Origin of the sequence: Caballeronia sp. LZ034LL (genome assembly GCF_031451215.1) — a bacterium.
In the GTDB taxonomy this organism is placed as follows: Bacteria; Pseudomonadota; Gammaproteobacteria; order Burkholderiales; family Burkholderiaceae; genus Caballeronia.
The window spans coordinates 407,041-422,601 of the sequence record NZ_JARUXR010000001.1 but is presented as its reverse complement, the minus strand read 5'-3'; the positions used below and the strand labels follow the sequence as shown (position 1 = coordinate 422,601).

Here is a 15,561-nt window from a genome sequence, read left to right as displayed (position 1 = left end):
TCTCACGCTGTTGCCACGCGCGAGCATCGCTGCGGCAACGGCGCCGCTTGCCCGCGTCGCGCACCCGCGCGGCCTGGCCGCACGTTTCGAAACCTGCCCGACCCCAGGCCCGACGACTCCGATTCCCGTGCAACGCCAACTGACGCTCGATCTCGGCACGCCGCCGCCCGCCACCTTCGCCAACTTTTTCGCCGCCGGCAATCACGAACTGATTTCGCGGCTGCGCGAACTCGAAGGCGCACTCGCGGCCGGACCGGTCGCCGACCGCACGTTCTATATCTGGGGCGAGCCGGGCAGCGGCCGCAGTCACTTGCTGCAGGCGCTGATCCACGAAGCCAGCGGCCACGCGCGCTACCTGAGCCCGCAAAGCGCCCTCAATGCGTTCAACTTCGATCCGCGCGTGACGCTCTACGCCGTCGACGATTGCGATCTCCTTTCGCCGGCCCAGCAAATCGCGCTCTTCAACCTGTTCAACGAAGTGCGCGCGCATCCGGTGAGCGCGCTGGTCGCCACCGGCAACGACGCGCCGCTCGCGCTCATGGTGCGCGAAGACCTGCGCACGCGGCTCGGCTGGGGTCTCGTGTTCCATCTCCAGCCGCTTTCCGACGATGCCAAGGCCGCCGTGCTGAAGCACGCGGCGCGCGAGCGCGGCATCGTGCTGGCGGACGACGTGCCGGGCTACCTGCTCACGCATTTCCGCCGCGACATGCCGAGCCTGATGGCGCTGCTCGACGAACTCGACCGCTTCTCGCTCGAGCAGAAACGCGCGGTGACGCGTCCGCTGCTGCGCGCCATGCTGCAACAGGGCGGACGCGGCGCGCCGGCCGACCTGCCCGGCGAGTCGTCCGGTCCGGATACGCCGCCCGCCGCCCCGGACAACGATCCGACCCGCTTCAAGTAAAATGCGCACCCATGAACCTCGCCCTCTTTGATCTCGACCACACGCTCATCCCCACCGACAGCGACCACGAATGGGGCCGCTTCATGGTGAAGCTGGGCATCGTCGACGCGGATTCCTTCGCGCGCCAGAACGATGCCTTCTACGCCGACTACAAGGCGGGCGTGCTCGACATCAACGCTTATCTGCATGCCATGCTCGCGCCGCTCGCGAAATATTCGCGCGCGCAGCTCACCGACTGGCACGCGCAGTTCATGCAGGAAGTGATCAACCCGCGCATCGTGCCGTCCGCCGTCACGCTGGTGCGCGAGCATCAGGACAACGGCGACCTCTGCTGTCTCGTCACCGCGACCAACGCGTTCATCACCGCGCCGATCGCCGAGGCCTTCGGCATCGAAACGCTGATCGCCTGCGAAGTCGAAACCGTCGACGATCATCCGCACGGCGCGCTGACCGGCAAGCCCACCGGCACGCCGAGCTATCGCGAGGGCAAGATCGTGCGCGTGGAGCAGTGGCTCGCCACGCTCGGCAAGACGCTCGACGACTTCAAGCACAGCTTCTTCTACAGCGACTCGCATAACGACATCCCGCTCCTCGAGCGCGTCACCGACCCCGTCGCCACCAATCCCGACGACACCCTGCGCGCGCATGCGCAAGCCCGAGGCTGGCGCATTCTGAATCTCTTCGACACACGTGATTAAAAAACTCATCCGCAAGCTGTTCGGGCAAGAAAGCGCCGAATCCATCGGGACCGCGCCCAACGACACGCCGACAGCTTCGCCCGACGCCCGCCCTGCCCGCCCCGCCAGCAGACGCCCGCGCAAGAAAGCCGCCGCGCCGCCCCGGCGCGATCCGAGCGTGCCCGTCATCCTGTCTTCTGAGATCCACGGCATCGATCCGTCGCTGATCTCGAAGAACGCCGTGCGCGTCACCGACGGCCTGCAGCATGCGGGGCATCGCGCGTTCATCGTCGGCGGCGCGGTGCGCGACCTGTTGCTGGGCGTCGCGCCCAAGGATTTCGACGTCGCCACCGACGCGACCCCCGACCAGGTGCAGAAGCTGTTCCGCCGCGCGCGCATCATCGGCCGGCGCTTTCAGATCGTGCACGTGCAGTTCGGCCAGGACATCATCGAGACCTCGACCTTCCGCGCGCTGATGGACGCGCCGCCCGAGCCCGCGGCCGAACCGCCGCGCCGCCTGAAGCGCGGCGAACTCGACAGCCGCACGCATGCGGTGGATGCGAGCGGCCGCGTGCTGCGCGACAACGTCTGGGGCGAGCAGCACGAGGACGCCACGCGCCGCGACTTCACCATCAACGCGATGTACTACGATCCGGCCACGCAGACCGTGCTGGACTATCACGACGGCATGGCCGACATCCGCGCGCGCCTGCTGCGCATGATCGGCGACCCGGCCACGCGCTATCGCGAGGACCCGGTGCGCATGCTGCGCGTGGTGCGCTTCGCGGCGAAGCTCGGTTTCGAGATTGACGAAGCCACGCGCGCGCCGATCAAGGAACTCGCCGACCTGATGAACAACGTGCCGGCCGCGCGTCTGTTCGATGAAATGCTCAAGCTGCTGCTGTCCGGTCATGCGCTCGCGTGTCTCACGCGGCTGCGCCAGGAAGGTCTGCATCATGGCGTGCTGCCCCTGCTCGACGTGGTGCTCGAACAGCCGCACGGCGAGAAGTTCGTCACGCTCGCGCTCACCAGCACCGACGAACGCGTGCGCGCGGGCAAGCCGGTGTCGCCGGGCTTCCTGTTCGCCACGCTGTTGTGGCACGACGTGCAGACCCGCTGGCAGCAATACACGGCGAACGGCGAGTATCCGGTGCCGGCGCTGCATCGCGCGATGGACGACGTGCTCGACATGCAGACCGAGAAGCTCGCGATCCACAAGCGTTTCTCGTCCGACATGCGCGAGATCTGGGGTCTTCAGCACCGGCTGGAAAAACGCGGCCGCAGTGCGCTGAAGCTGCTGGAACACCCGCGCTTCCGGGCGGGGTATGATTTCCTGCTGCTGCGTTGCGAATCGGGCGAGCTCGATGCGGAGATCGGTCAATGGTGGACCGACTTCATCGAGAGCGATCACGTTGCACGTGAAGGCTTACTCACGCAAGGCGGCAAGGAAAGCAGCGGCCCGAAGAAGCGGCGCCGCCGCAGCAACGCGAAGCGCCGTTCGGGCGATGCCGCCGCAGCCGGTCCGCAAACCGAAATGAATTCAGGCAGTGTTGACGGCCCCGCACCGGACAACGCAAGCAGGCGCGAAGACGCGGACAACGCATGACGCAGGTTTTGGTTAAAGTAGCGCAGAGCGACATCGCCTGAGTGTGTCGCTTGTCCGCTTCTGCTTTTGCTGAGACCCACGCGTAGGACTTCTGCCATGACGATTGCTTATCTGGGCCTGGGAGCGAATCTCGGCGATGCGCGCCAGACCCTGAAAGACGCCGTCGTGTGTCTCGCCCAGCAGCACACGATCACCGTGCTCGCGAAGTCGAGCCTCTACCGGACTGCGCCCATCGACGCCACCGGCGACGACTACTTCAATTGCGTCGTCAAGCTCGAGACCAGCCTGCCCGCCCGTGCGCTGCTGCGTCTGTGCCACGGCATCGAAGAACAGTTCGGACGCGAGCGGCCGTATCGCAATGCGCCGCGCACGCTCGATCTCGACATCCTGCTGTACGGCGCATCGAGCATCGACGAGCCGGATCTCGTCGTGCCGCATCCGCGCATGACCGAGCGCGCCTTCGTGCTGGTGCCGCTCATCGAACTCGAACCCGATCTCATCCTGCCGCAGCGCGGCCGCGCGGATGCCTTCATGGCGGCCGTCGTCGAGCAGCGCATCGAGAAAGTCGCCGCCTGCCAGTGCATGGCCGGCTCACCCGCACGCGGCGCGAATCCCGCCGCCTCCAACAAGACCGATTGCCGATGAGCGTCCCGCCTCTGACCGTCACCGCGCCGCAACTCAAGCCGCCGCATCGCTACATAGCGATCGAAGGGCCGATCGGCGTCGGCAAGACCACGCTCGCGACGCTGCTCGCCGAACGCTGGTCGATGCGCACGCTGTTCGAGCGTCCGCAGGACAATCCGTTTCTCGAACGCTTCTATCGCGACACGACGCGCCATGCGCTCGCCACGCAACTGAGCTTCGCGTTGCAGCGCACGGCGCAGGCTGCGGAGGCCGCCGACATCGTCGCGAGCGGTACGCCGCTGATGGCCGACTTCGTCACGCAGAAGAGCGAACTGTTCGCGCGCCTCACGCTGAGCGACGAGGAGTTCCAGCTGTACAAGGACATCGCGGGCCGTCTGCACGCCAGCGGTCCCGCGCCCGATCTCGTCATCTATCTGCAGGCCAGTCCCGAAGTGCTGTTCTCGCGCATTCAGAAGCGCGCGCTGCCGATGGAACTGCAGATCTCCGACGCCTATCTGCGCGCGCTGTGCGACGCCTACAACGAGTTCTTCTATCACTACGACGCGACGCCGCTGCTCACCGTGAACGCGGAACATCTGAATCCGCTCGCGTCGGATGAAGATCTCGCCTTGCTTCTGGAACGCATCGACAGCATGCGCGGGCGCAAGGAATTCTTTGTCAAAGGCGTGTCGGCGTGAGCGCATGACGGCGTGCCGACGCAACGGCGCCCTTTCTTCTCTCCAGTGAAACCATCATGACGTACCTGCAGGAATCGAATCGCTCGACGATCACCGTCCCCAAGCTCCAGGCCATGCGCGAGGCAGGCGAACGCATCGCGATGCTGACCTGCTACGACGCGAGCTTCGCCGCGCTGCTCGACCGCGCGGGCGTCGATGTGCTGCTGATCGGCGACTCGCTCGGCAACGTGCTGCAAGGTCACGGCACGACGCTGCCGGTGACGGTGGACGACATCGCCTATCACACGGCCTCGGTGACGCGCGGCAACAAGAGCGCGCTGATCGTCGCCGACATGCCGTTCGGCACGATCGGCTCGAAGGAAGAAGCCTACGGGCACGCCGTCAAGCTGATGCGCGCGGGCGCGCAGATGGTGAAGATCGAAGGCGGCGAGTGGCTCGCGGAAACGGTGCGCTTTCTCGTCGAACGGTCGATTCCGGTGTGCGGGCATGTTGGCCTGACGCCGCAATCGGTGCATGCGTTCGGCGGCTTCAAGGTGCAGGGCAAATCGGACGCCGCGGCCGAACGCATGAAGCGCGACGCCCTCGCGCTCCAGGAAGCGGGCGCGCAACTGCTCGTGATCGAAGCCGTGCCCACCTTGCTCGCCCGTGACGTGACGCAGGGCCTTGCCATTCCGACGATCGGCATCGGCGCGGGGATCGACTGTTCCGGACAGGTGCTCGTGCTGCACGACATGCTCGGCATCTTCCACGGCAAGCGTCCGCGCTTCGTCAAGGATTTCATGCAGGGCCAGCCGAACATCTTCGCCGGCGTCGAGGCCTACGTCCGCGCGGTCAAGGACGGCAGCTTCCCCGGTCCGGAACACACCTTCTGACGCGCTGCGGGCCGCACGCTCCGGCCCCGCATATCCTGCCCACGAATTGCGTTTTCTCGTACATACTGGCGAGCTTCTTGCGGCTACGCTCGACAACAGTCACTAAAAAACAGCGAGAACGATCATGTGGCAAGTTCTTCCCGACGAGTACGTTCGGGCCCAGCTGGCAGTCGGTTCACTCGTCGCGCTCGGGGTGGCGCGCGTGGTGGCGGCGGGCATCGGCGCCCAGCGCGGATGGCGCATCACGCGGGTGACGCGCTGTTTCATCGGCGCGGCGGCGGTGTTCTGCTTGCCGCAACTGCTCGAAGTCATCTTTTATAGCGACTCGCACCAGGCCTTCGTCGAATTGCAGGGGAAGGTCATCGGCTGCGCGGTGGCGCTGTTCTGTGCGCCGATCGTCAGTCACCGGCTCGGGTACGAATAGGCTCGGTCCGCCGCTCATCCAGCGAGCGACGCGCCCGGCACGCTGTGAGACAGCACGGCCGCGGCCACGAACACGCCGGCCATCAGCAATGCTTCGAGGCGCAGGACGTTGATGACCGTGTGCGCATCCGCTGTCGCCGCGCTGCGTTGCAAGCGCGGCAATCCCGACCAGCGGTTCAGCGCGCCGAGCAGCAGCGCCGCCGCGATCAAGCCGAGTTTGACGAGCAGCGCGTGACCCCAGACGCTCGACATCAGCACGCCCGGCGAGCCGCCGGTGCCGCGCCACGCGTTGAACGCGCCCGTCGCGATGACCAGCGCCACCGCGACCATCGCCGCGCGTGACATGCGCGCCGTAAGGCGGATCAGCGTTGCGCGCGCCGTCGACGTATCCAGCGCCGGCAACACCCACGCGCCCGCGATGACCACGCCGCCCCATCCAGCCGTTGCGAGCAGATGCAGCGCCTGCACGGCTTCGGCCGCGGAGAATGCGCCGGCGTCGGCTGCATGTCCGACCGCCGACTTGCCCGCCGCCACGATCAGCACCGCGCACGCAGCCAGTCTCGTCCGAGCGGCCGATGCCGGCCGGTCCGACACGGCGGCAAGGCACAACAGCACGCTGCCCGCCAGACTGACCGATCCGCCGATACCCGCATGCGTGCCCGTGGCCACGGGCCACAGCGAGGCGCCGGCCTCGAGAAGCGGCGCGCCGCTCATCGCCACCGCTTCCAGCCAGAGCGACGCGAAGCCGCACAGCACGAGCACGCTCGCTGCGCCGGCCCGGAGGCGCGCGGCTCGCCGCCAGCCGGCGAGCGCCGGCGACAGCGGCGCAAAGGCCTGTTCGCGGGACAGCCAGACGCGGAACATCAGGGCGCCCAGCGCGCAGGCGAAGGCAATATTCGCTGCCGCCGCGAAAGCGGTCTGCGCGAACCAGAGGAAATCGTCACTCATCGTGCGGGGTTGGATGCGAGGGTAAGAGCAGAGGCGAGGCGCATGGCCGAATGGGTGATCGCGGAGAGAAACCGGGGCGAGTCTAAACCAAGCCGACGAACCCGATCGGACAGATCACGGTGCGGCACAGCATCGATTGCCTGCAAAACGCCTTGCAATTTGCCCATGCACTTCCGAAACTGCATTGATCGTATGGGCTGAAGCGTGCTTCCGAGTCGAGTCTTTGTCGAATGACAAGGCCCGCGTTTTGAGCCGTTCGCTGCTGCGCGGCAAATTGTCGCGAATGCGCTGCAACCGGACTCACGGCGCGATTGTGTCAAATAGTCATCATCATGCATCGATGATAGAATGCCGCGTCGCATCAGAGGCTCGTCGAGCCGCTGTGGCCGTGGTCCGCCACCTGTCGCCACTGTCAGTCCCCTGCGTGGCCGTGGTTCGCCACCTTCGCACCGAGCCGCACGAAGCTCGGCAGGTCCCCGAATTTCATGGAGTGTCGCGTGTTTTCAAGACGCATCTTCCGTCCGCTGCTTGCCTTGGCTCTCATTAGCAGCGCCGGCGTTTTTGGCGCACAAGCGCAAGCCCAGACGGCCAATCAGCCGGCGACCGACAGCATGGCCGCGCGCGTGCAAGGCTGCACCGCGTGCCACGGCGTTCACGGCGAAGGCACGGACAACGACTACTTCCCGCGTCTGGCCGGCAAGCCTGCCGACTATCTGTACAACCAGCTCCAGAATTTCCGCGAAGGCCGGCGCAAGTATCCGCCGATGAACTACCTCGTCACGTATCTCTCGGACGACTACCTTCATCAGATCGCCACGTATTTCTCGAACCAGCGTCCTCCGTATCCGCCGCCTGCCAAGTCGAACGTGTCGAGCAGCACGCTCGCGCGCGGCCAGCAGATCGTGCTGAACGGCGACCCCTCGAAGAACATTCCCGCGTGCGCGGCCTGCCACGGCAAGGGTCTGACCGGCATGCAGCCGGCCATTCCGGGTCTCGTCGGCCTGCATTCGGATTACATCAGCGCGCAGGTCGGCGCATGGAAGTCGGGCACGCGTCACGCGAAGGCTCCTGACTGCATGCAGCAGATCGCCTCGCGCCTGACGGACGACGACGTCACTGCCGTCGCCGCCTGGCTCTCCACGCAACAAGCACCCGCCAACCCGGTGCCCGCGCCCGCTGGCTCGTTGAAGATGCCGCTCACCTGCGGCAGCGAACCGCAATAAGGCGTCTGGAGCGACAACACAATGAAACGCAAGTCCCTGTTCGCACTTTCCTCGGCTGTCGTGGTGGCAGCCGTCGCAGCCGGCGCCGTCCTCTGGTCGGGCGGCGACAACCTGCATTCGGGCGGCGCCGTCGCGGCGACGCCGGCCGACAAAGCCGCCCTCATCAAGCAAGGCGAGTATCTGGCCCGCGCCGGCGACTGTATCGCCTGCCATACGGTGCGCGGCGGCAAGCAGTTCGGCGGCGGCCTGCCGATGGCCACGCCGTTCGGCACCATGTTCACGCCGAACATCACGCCGGACGATCAATACGGCATCGGCAAGTGGACGTCGGACGATTTCTACCGCGCGATGCACACGGGCCGTTCGAAGGACGGCAGCCTGCTCTACCCGGGCTTCCCGTTCACGAGCTACACGAAGGTCACGCGCGCCGATTCGGACGCGATCTACGCGTACCTGCGCTCGGTTGCGCCGGTCAATGAGCCGAGCCGTCCGCACGAACTGCGCTTCCCGTTCAACAACCGCAACCTGCTGATCGGCTGGCGCACGCTGTTCTTCTCGGAAGGCGAGTACAAGCCGGATCCCACCAAGTCGGTCGAATGGAACCGCGGCGCGTACCTGGTCGAAGGCCTTGGCCACTGCGGCATGTGCCACACCTCGATCAACGCGATGGGCGGCCCGGTCAGCTCGGCGGCCTTCGCCGGCGGCCTGATCCCGCTGCAGAACTGGTATGCGCCGTCGCTGACGTCGAACAAGGAAGCCGGCCTCGGCGACTGGGACCTGAAGGACATCAACGACCTGCTGAAGACCGGCGTGTCGCAGCGCGGCGCGGTGTTCGGCCCGATGGCCGAAGTGGTCCACAACAGCCTGCAGTACATGACCGACGGCGACATCAACGCGATCTCGACCTACCTCAAGTCGATCCCGCAGAAGAAGGAAGCGCCGGAAGTCATGCAGCTCGAGACCTCCGAGAAGTTCGGCGGCGAACTGCTGACGCTGGGCAAGAAGGTGTACACCGAGAACTGCGCGAAGTGCCACGCGGAGAACGGTCTCGGCAAGCCGCCGGCTTACCCGCCGCTCGCCAACAACCAGTCCATCCAGATGCCGTCGGCCGTCAACCCGATCCGCATGACGCTCAACGGCGGCTATCCGCCGAGTACGGAAGGCAACCCGATGCCGCACGGCATGCCGCCTTTCGCACAGGCGCTGTCGGATACGGAAGTGGCTTCGGTCGTGACGTACATCCGTATGTCGTGGGGCAACCACGGTACGCCGGTGTCGCCGCAACAGGTCAGCAACCTGCGTTCGGCGCCGCTGGACTGATGTTCGACTGACATGTCCGGCGGTCATCCGCCGAGACAGCGTACAATACGCCATGGGGCGCAGCCTTCGTAGTTGGGGCCGCGCCCCTTGTCTTTTGGCTGGGCCGTTTTGTGTTTGCCGCGTGTGCGGCCCTGTCGCGTGGATTTCCTATGCATGTCGGTGAGCGTTTCAACAGCATCAGCCATCTGATTGGCGCCTTGCTGTCGGTGGCGGGCCTGGCGACGCTGGTCACGCTCGGTGCGCTCGAAGGCGATGCCTACAAGGTCGTGAGCTTTGCGATATACGGTGCGATGCTCTGCGCGCTGTACGTCATCTCCACGCTGTATCACTGGGCGCGCACGCCGCGCGTCAAGGCCATACTCCAGAAGTGCGATCACTCGGCGATCTACCTGCTGATCGCCGGCAGCTATACGCCCTATACGCTGGTCACCTTGCGTGGGCCGTGGGGCTGGTCGCTGTTCGGCGTGAGCTGGGGCCTCGCGGTGTTCGGCATCACGCAGGAACTGACGCTCGGGCGCCGAACCCGCAGTGTCTCGATGGTGCTCTATGTGCTGATGGGCTGGCTCGCGCTCGTAGCCGTTCATCCGCTCGTGACGGCGCTGCCGCCCGCGGGACTCGCGTGGCTGGTGGCGGGCGGTCTGGTCTACACCGCCGGCATCTGGTTTTTCATCAACGACGAGCGCATCCGGCACGGACATGGCATCTGGCATCTGTTCGTGCTGGCAGGCAGCCTGTGCCAGTTCGTGAGCGTCGCGCGCTATGTCGCGTGAGCTCCGGCGGGACGGATGCCGCGGCATCGCACTATCGTCGATGCAACTTAGCGCCAGATGACGTGTCTTGATAGCACGTCGACCCTTGCGGTATTGCCGGGCAGTCATTGACCGCCAATCGGCCCGCCGCCCGATTTCTCCGAGCGTCACGCATGCGCTCTGCTGGCCGGACTCCGGTTCGCCGCAGCCTCGATTCGCATGCGCGCCGTTCGACACAACGAAGTGAATGTCCATCTATGTCTTTTGATTCACTCGGCCTGTCCGAACCCCTGCTTCGCGCCGTCAACGAACTCGGCTACTCCAGCCCCACTCCCATTCAGCTCCAGGCGATTCCCGCCGTCCTGAAGGGCGGCGACCTGCTCGCGGGCGCCCAGACCGGCACGGGCAAGACCGCCGGCTTCACGCTGCCGATCCTGCAACGTCTGTCGCAACTCGCGCCGGCCGCGGGCGGCACCAAGCGCCCGGTGCGCGCGCTGATCCTCACGCCGACGCGCGAACTCGCGGCGCAGGTCGAGGAAAGCGTGCGTGCCTACGGCAAATATCTGAAACTGCGCTCGACCGTGATGTTCGGCGGCGTCGGCATCAATCCGCAGATCGACGCGCTGCGCCGCGGCGTGGACATCGTCGTCGCGACGCCGGGACGGCTGCTCGATCACATGCAGCAGAAGACGATCGATGTTTCGCAGCTCGAGATCCTCGTGCTCGACGAAGCCGATCGCATGCTCGACATGGGTTTCATCCACGACATCAAGCGCGTGCTGGCGCGCCTGCCGGCGAAGCGCCAGAACCTGCTGTTCTCGGCCACCTTCTCCGACGAAATCAAGGCCCTCGCCGACAGTCTGCTCGCCTCGCCCGCGCTCATCGAAGTGGCGCGCCGCAATACGACGGCTGAAACGGTCGAGCAGAAGATCCATCCGGTCGATCGTGATCGCAAGCGCGAGATGCTCACGCACCTGATCCGCACGCACAACTGGTTCCAGGTGCTGGTGTTCACGCGCACGAAGCACGGCGCCAACCGGCTTGCCGAGCAGCTCGGCAAGGACGGCATCAGCGCGCTCGCCATTCACGGCAACAAGAGCCAGTCGGCCCGCACGCGCGCGCTCGCGGAGTTCAAGGACCAGACGCTGCAGGTGCTGGTCGCGACCGATATCGCGGCGCGAGGCATCGATATCGATCAACTGCCGCACGTCGTCAATTTCGATCTGCCGAACGTGCCGGAAGACTATGTGCACCGCATCGGCCGCACCGGACGCGCGGGCGCGGATGGCGAGGCGGTGTCGCTGGTGTGTGTCGACGAGCATCAGCTCCTGCGCGATATCGAACGCCTGATCAAGCGGCCTATTCCGCAGGAAGTGATTCCCGGCTTCGAGCCGGATCCGAATGCGAAGCCCGAGCCGATCCAGCGCCGCAGCCAAGGCGGCGGGCGCGGTCAGGGACAAGGTCAAGGCCAGGGTCAGGGCCGGCAGGGGCAGGCGCCGCGTGGCGAAGCCCGTCCGAAGAGCGAAGCGCGGCGCAGTCCGGCCGAGCAGCCTCGTCGCGACGGAGGCCGTCCGGGCGGTGAAGCGCCGCGTGCGGCGCGGCCGGCCAATGGCGCCAACGGCGGCCAACCCGCGCGCGACGGACGCAACCACGGCAACGGCAAGCCCGCTGCCAAGCCGAACACGGGCAACGGTTCGGCGCCGCGTCGTGCCGAATCGGCAACGGCAACAGCCGGCCACGCCGACAACCGGCGCAAGCCCGGCGGCAATCCGGGCGCGTTGCTCGGCGGCCGCCGCGATCCGCAGCGTTCGGGCGATCGCAGCCGCTAAGGCTCTTGCGCTTTTGCTGGCCCGGGCTCCCGGGTCAGCCCTTCTTCACGCGGCGGTGCTCGCCGCCCGCTTCAGCCACTCGATCTGCTCGCACCAGCGCGCGAGCACCGTGGCCTCTTCCTCGAGTTCGAATGCAATGCCATGCGTGAGTCGCGCATAAGGCACGCGCTCCGTTTCGCCGCTTTCGATCGTCCCGACGAAACACGCGAGGGGCACGTCGTCGAGCGGCACGTGCCGCACTTCCAGATGAACCTGATGGAACGCTTCGTCGAACACGAAGGTCAGCGTCGCGCGTCCGCTGCCAGCGATGGCCCGCGCCGTACGCGACGACGGCCATAACGCGAACGCGAGCGTGCGCTCGTCGGGAGCAAACAGTTCGCCGGTGCTCAGCAGCGCGGTCCGCACGCAGCGGGCATCGGCATCGGCTACACACAGCGACGCCGTGAGACGATCGGCCGCCGTGACATGCGTGCCGTCGAAGCACGCGCGCAAGGCCGGCGGCCAGGCGTCGAACAAGGCATGCGCCGACAGAGCGGGTTTCGATGAGGTGGATGACATAAGGAAATGCCGGCTTGGAGCCGGCATCATGGGTTGCGTTGCGGTCTAGCGGAAGAATAACTGCGTCATCTTGGAAAGCGGGTAGTGAACGCCGGGCTGGATGCGTGCGGGCAGGTCCAGCGGCTTGAGCAGCATCTTGATGGCCTGATCCGCCGACAGGTTGCGCCTCACCAGCGCGTTCACCCGCGCGGAGAGTTCCCGGTTGTAGTTCGAATCCTGTGCGTGCTCCGGATAGCGGACGGCGAACACGTGCCGCAGCGCGATTTCGGAATCCTCGCTTTTCAGTTCGGCGACACGCCGAATCAACGCACCGAGCACCGCGATGCGGCCATTACCCTCGATCTTGTTCCACTTCTTGAAGAAGCGGAAAAAGTGCTTGTAGTGGCGCACTTCGTCGGTGCGGATGTTGTCGGTGATCTCCTTCAACACCGGTTCGTCCGAGCAATCGTTGATGGCACGATAAAGTGTGGCCGTGCCGGTTTCGACGACACAGCGCGCCACCATTTCCAGCGCGCGCTTTTTTTCGAAAGCTTCGTAAGAGCAGGTCAGCGAATATTCGTCGAAGAAGCTCTTGAACGCCGTGTCCCAGTCGAATTCCGGCCAGACGTAATTGATGTAGGTCTTGAGCGCCCTGCCATGCTGCATCTCCTCGGGCTCCCATTCGGTGTTGAGCCAGGCGGAGATCTCAGGATCGTCGTGAAAGTACTTGCTGAGGTTGCTCGTGTAGAGATCCGTGCCGCTCTCGATGAACGAGCAGGCGCACAGCAGCAAGAGAAGATGCTCGTTGGATTGCGCCTTTTGAAGGTCGATCCGGGACAGATCGATGTCTTCGATGCGCCACGGCATGACGTGGCTCGTTTCAGTGTGCATGTATCGCGCTCCTGGCTGGACTGAACGCGCCTTCGGCCAATAAGGGACGGCCGAGGTTTTCAGGCGATGCCATGACCGGCTGCGTCATGGCATCTTCAACTTCATGTGTTAGCAGCTTGTTTTGCATCTTAGCCGCCCTGCCGCGAGTTTGCAGGCATGGGGGACAGACTCGCGCGTGGCTGCATCGGTTCCATATGTGCAGAATTTCCACGACTCGAATGCCGACGCGCATCGCTGCTATGCAGCATGAAACGTGCCGGCGCGCGTAATGGAAATGTCGATGCGGGGCGCGTGTCTGGAGGCTGGCAGCCGTGAGCCCGCGCACAGCCATGCGGGGCTTGGTGCACAGGACCGCCGCCGCATGAGAGCGGCGTTCCGCCAAATGTGGAAACCGCAACGATGCGGCTTCCTTACTGCTTAGAAACCGGCGGCGAGTCCGTCACGTCGACTATCGCTAGCCGCAACATAACCGCGTTCCGGATCGTTTCTATCAAGCTTCCAGATGTATTGCCCGGAACCGAAATCCATGTACGGATCGTCCACCGACTTGATCCGATGCCCGAGCCCTTCGAGCGCGCGCGCCGTGCCAACGTCCAGCGTGGACTCGATGTCGATCGTGAAGTCGTGATTGACCTTCCAGCGCGGCGCATCGCATGCGGCCTGCGGCTGCTGGCCGTAGTCGAGCATGCGTACGATGGATTGCAGATGCCCTTGCGGCTGCATGTCGCCGCCCATGACGCCGAAGCTCATGACGGCTTCCTGCCGGCCTTCGACCTGTTGCGTGAGGAACGCGGGAATGATCGTATGGAACGGGCGCTTTCCACCCGCGACAACATTCGCCGACTTCGGGTCCATCGAGAAACCGCAGCCACGGTTCTGCAACGAGATGCCCATGCCGGGCACCACGACGCCCGACCCGAAGCCCATGTAATTCGACTGGATGAAGCTGACCATCATCCCGCCTTCATCGGCCACCGACATGTAGATGGTGCCGCCTGACTTCGGCATGCCGGCGTCGAAATGCCTTACGCGTGACGGATCGATGAGTTTGGCGCGCTCGGTGAGATAGGCGTCGTCGAGCATCTGTTCCGGCGTCACTTCCATTGCTCGCGGATCCGCCACGTAACGATAGACGTCCGCGAAGGCCAGTTTCATCGCCTCGATCTGCAAGTGCTGCGACTCGATGCCGTCGACACTCAATGCGCGGACATCGAACTTGTCGAGAATCCCGAGCGCGATCAGCGCCGCGATGCCTTGTCCGTTCGGCGGGATCTCGTGGACCGTGTAGCCGCGATAGTCCTTGCTGATCGGCTCGACCCAGTCCGCGCGATAGTTGCGGAGATCCTCCAGAGTCAGCGCCGCTTCACCTTCACGCGCGAACGCGGCGATGCGCTCGGCGATCTCGCCTTCGTAGTACGCACGCGGGCCTTGTTCGGCGAGCATGCGCAGCGTCTTCGCGTGACCGGGAAAGCGCACGAGTTCGCTCACTTCCGGAGCGCGGCCATGCGGCATGAAGACATCCGCGAAGCCGGGCTGATTCCTGAGTTCGGGCACGGCCGCCGCCCACTTGTAGGCCACGACGCTCGCCACGGCATGACCGCGTTCGGCGATTTCGATCGCAGGCTCCATCAAATCCGCGAATGGCAAGGTGCCGAACTTCGCATGCAGCGCTTCCCATCCGGCGATGACGCCCGGCACCGTGACCGCATCCCAGCCGCGCTTCGGCTGCCGTGCCAGGCCGTTGTCCTCGCCGTACTTGCGGCGGAAATAGTCGAGGTTCCATGCCGCCGGCGAAACGCCCGACGCATTGAGGCCGTGCAGCTTCGCGCCGTCCCAGACCAGTGCGAACGCGTCTCCGCCCAGGCCGCACGAAACGGGCTCCACCACGGTGATGGCCGCCGCCGCCGCGATGGCGGCATCGACTGCGTTACCGCCTTTCCACAACATGCGCAGGCCGGCCTGCGCGGCAAGCGGATGCGAAGTGGACACGATATTGCGGGCGAACACCGGCAGACGCGGTGTGGGATAAGGGTTTTGCCAGTTGAAGCGAGTCATTGAGTCGAATCCGAAATACCTGCGCTTCCGTGTTGAGCGAAAGGGCGTGGGGAGTCATACAAAGGGGTAAGTTTGCATTGTGCACTTAATCCCTGGCAAGTTTGTTTGTGAGCCTCTATCCATGGTGCGATGCGACAAGAACTTCAAGTAGATTCTTCAAATTCCCCTCGGCAAAGGACCGCTTCCGACGAGAACAAAAGTCAAAGCC

General features: G+C 65.2%; 15 protein-coding genes. 11 read left to right on the top strand and 4 right to left on the bottom strand.

The window, feature by feature from the left end:
• Positions 1 to 121 precede the first annotated feature (121 nt).
• From hda to QCE83_RS01965, 7 genes are all read left to right on the top strand, one after another.
• Complete coding sequence (hda, locus tag QCE83_RS01995; protein ID WP_309811386.1) at positions 122 to 901, top strand: DnaA regulatory inactivator Hda; 780 nt, start codon at positions 122 to 124, stop codon at positions 899 to 901.
• An 11-nt stretch (positions 902 to 912) separates the two neighbouring features.
• On the top strand, positions 913 to 1,599 hold the full coding sequence (locus tag QCE83_RS01990; protein ID WP_309807314.1) for an HAD family hydrolase: 687 nt from the start codon (positions 913 to 915) through the stop codon (positions 1,597 to 1,599).
• Positions 1,592 to 3,184 (top strand): polynucleotide adenylyltransferase PcnB, encoded by a 1,593-nt coding sequence (gene pcnB / locus QCE83_RS01985; protein WP_309807313.1) that lies wholly within the window; start codon positions 1,592 to 1,594, stop codon positions 3,182 to 3,184. The genes QCE83_RS01990 and pcnB overlap by 8 nt, the downstream gene beginning before the upstream one ends.
• A 96-nt stretch (positions 3,185 to 3,280) precedes the next feature.
• Entirely contained in the window at positions 3,281 to 3,829 is a 549-nt protein-coding gene (gene folK / locus QCE83_RS01980; protein ID WP_309807312.1) for a 2-amino-4-hydroxy-6-hydroxymethyldihydropteridine diphosphokinase, read from the top strand.
• Complete coding sequence (locus QCE83_RS01975; RefSeq protein WP_309807311.1) at positions 3,826 to 4,506, top strand: deoxynucleoside kinase; 681 nt, start codon at positions 3,826 to 3,828, stop codon at positions 4,504 to 4,506. Before folK ends, QCE83_RS01975 begins: the two co-directional genes overlap by 4 nt.
• Before the next feature lie 56 nt (positions 4,507 to 4,562).
• Complete coding sequence (gene panB, locus QCE83_RS01970) at positions 4,563 to 5,378, top strand: 3-methyl-2-oxobutanoate hydroxymethyltransferase (RefSeq protein ID WP_309807310.1); 816 nt, start codon at positions 4,563 to 4,565, stop codon at positions 5,376 to 5,378.
• A gap of 124 nt (positions 5,379 to 5,502) precedes the next feature.
• On the top strand, positions 5,503 to 5,802 hold the full coding sequence (locus tag QCE83_RS01965; RefSeq protein WP_309807309.1) for a hypothetical protein: 300 nt from the start codon (positions 5,503 to 5,505) through the stop codon (positions 5,800 to 5,802).
• 14 nt (positions 5,803 to 5,816) lie between these two features.
• Here QCE83_RS01965 and QCE83_RS01960 read toward each other — a convergent pair whose 3' ends face one another.
• Positions 5,817 to 6,749 (bottom strand): CopD family protein, encoded by a 933-nt coding sequence (locus tag QCE83_RS01960; protein WP_309807307.1) that lies wholly within the window; start codon positions 6,747 to 6,749, stop codon positions 5,817 to 5,819.
• Positions 6,750 to 7,234: 485 nt separating this feature from the next.
• Between QCE83_RS01960 and QCE83_RS01955 the strand changes: the two genes are divergently transcribed.
• The 4 genes from QCE83_RS01955 to QCE83_RS01940 all read left to right on the top strand — a co-directional run bounded on the left by QCE83_RS01955 (position 7,235) and on the right by QCE83_RS01940 (position 11,870).
• Positions 7,235 to 7,972 (top strand): c-type cytochrome, encoded by a 738-nt coding sequence (locus tag QCE83_RS01955; protein ID WP_309807306.1) that lies wholly within the window; start codon positions 7,235 to 7,237, stop codon positions 7,970 to 7,972.
• A 21-nt stretch (positions 7,973 to 7,993) separates the two neighbouring features.
• Positions 7,994 to 9,292, top strand: coding sequence for a cytochrome c (locus QCE83_RS01950; RefSeq protein ID WP_309807303.1), 1,299 nt, complete (start codon positions 7,994 to 7,996; stop codon positions 9,290 to 9,292).
• A 149-nt stretch (positions 9,293 to 9,441) separates the two neighbouring features.
• Positions 9,442 to 10,062 (top strand): hemolysin III family protein, encoded by a 621-nt coding sequence (locus tag QCE83_RS01945; protein ID WP_309807302.1) that lies wholly within the window; start codon positions 9,442 to 9,444, stop codon positions 10,060 to 10,062.
• A gap of 236 nt (positions 10,063 to 10,298) precedes the next feature.
• Entirely contained in the window at positions 10,299 to 11,870 is a 1,572-nt protein-coding gene (locus QCE83_RS01940; RefSeq protein ID WP_309807301.1) for a DEAD/DEAH box helicase, read from the top strand.
• A 45-nt stretch (positions 11,871 to 11,915) separates the two neighbouring features.
• Here the strand turns inward: QCE83_RS01940 and QCE83_RS01935 are convergent, their stop codons facing one another.
• From QCE83_RS01935 to QCE83_RS01925, 3 genes are all read right to left on the bottom strand, one after another.
• The gene (locus QCE83_RS01935) at positions 11,916 to 12,428 is read right to left on the bottom strand and encodes a hypothetical protein (RefSeq protein WP_309807300.1); all 513 of its coding nucleotides are present in this window, start codon (positions 12,426 to 12,428) and stop codon (positions 11,916 to 11,918) included.
• Between the two features lie 45 nt (positions 12,429 to 12,473).
• On the bottom strand, positions 12,474 to 13,298 hold the full coding sequence (locus QCE83_RS01930) for a ferritin-like domain-containing protein (RefSeq protein WP_309807298.1): 825 nt from the start codon (positions 13,296 to 13,298) through the stop codon (positions 12,474 to 12,476).
• A gap of 417 nt (positions 13,299 to 13,715) precedes the next feature.
• Positions 13,716 to 15,353, bottom strand: coding sequence for a gamma-glutamyltransferase family protein (locus tag QCE83_RS01925; RefSeq protein ID WP_309807297.1), 1,638 nt, complete (start codon positions 15,351 to 15,353; stop codon positions 13,716 to 13,718).
• Positions 15,354 to 15,561: the final 208 nt, after the last annotated feature.

What these genes read in the sequence shown, in the direction of transcription:
- QCE83_RS01990 (WP_309807314.1), top strand. Translation starts at nt 913, where the DNA reads ATGAACCTCGCCCTCTTTGATCTCGACCACACGCTCATCCCCACCGAC.
- folK (WP_309807312.1), top strand. Translation starts at nt 3,281, where the DNA reads ATGACGATTGCTTATCTGGGCCTGGGAGCGAATCTCGGCGATGCGCGC.
- QCE83_RS01975 (WP_309807311.1), top strand. Translation starts at nt 3,826, where the DNA reads ATGAGCGTCCCGCCTCTGACCGTCACCGCGCCGCAACTCAAGCCGCCG.
- panB (WP_309807310.1), top strand. Translation starts at nt 4,563, where the DNA reads ATGACGTACCTGCAGGAATCGAATCGCTCGACGATCACCGTCCCCAAG.
- QCE83_RS01965 (WP_309807309.1), top strand. Translation starts at nt 5,503, where the DNA reads ATGTGGCAAGTTCTTCCCGACGAGTACGTTCGGGCCCAGCTGGCAGTC.
- QCE83_RS01960 (WP_309807307.1), bottom strand. Translation starts at nt 6,749, where the DNA reads ATGAGTGACGATTTCCTCTGGTTCGCGCAGACCGCTTTCGCGGCGGCA.
- QCE83_RS01955 (WP_309807306.1), top strand. Translation starts at nt 7,235, where the DNA reads ATGGAGTGTCGCGTGTTTTCAAGACGCATCTTCCGTCCGCTGCTTGCC.
- QCE83_RS01950 (WP_309807303.1), top strand. Translation starts at nt 7,994, where the DNA reads ATGAAACGCAAGTCCCTGTTCGCACTTTCCTCGGCTGTCGTGGTGGCA.
- QCE83_RS01945 (WP_309807302.1), top strand. Translation starts at nt 9,442, where the DNA reads ATGCATGTCGGTGAGCGTTTCAACAGCATCAGCCATCTGATTGGCGCC.
- QCE83_RS01940 (WP_309807301.1), top strand. Translation starts at nt 10,299, where the DNA reads ATGTCTTTTGATTCACTCGGCCTGTCCGAACCCCTGCTTCGCGCCGTC.
- QCE83_RS01935 (WP_309807300.1), bottom strand. Translation starts at nt 12,428, where the DNA reads ATGTCATCCACCTCATCGAAACCCGCTCTGTCGGCGCATGCCTTGTTC.
- QCE83_RS01930 (WP_309807298.1), bottom strand. Translation starts at nt 13,298, where the DNA reads ATGCACACTGAAACGAGCCACGTCATGCCGTGGCGCATCGAAGACATC.
- QCE83_RS01925 (WP_309807297.1), bottom strand. Translation starts at nt 15,353, where the DNA reads ATGACTCGCTTCAACTGGCAAAACCCTTATCCCACACCGCGTCTGCCG.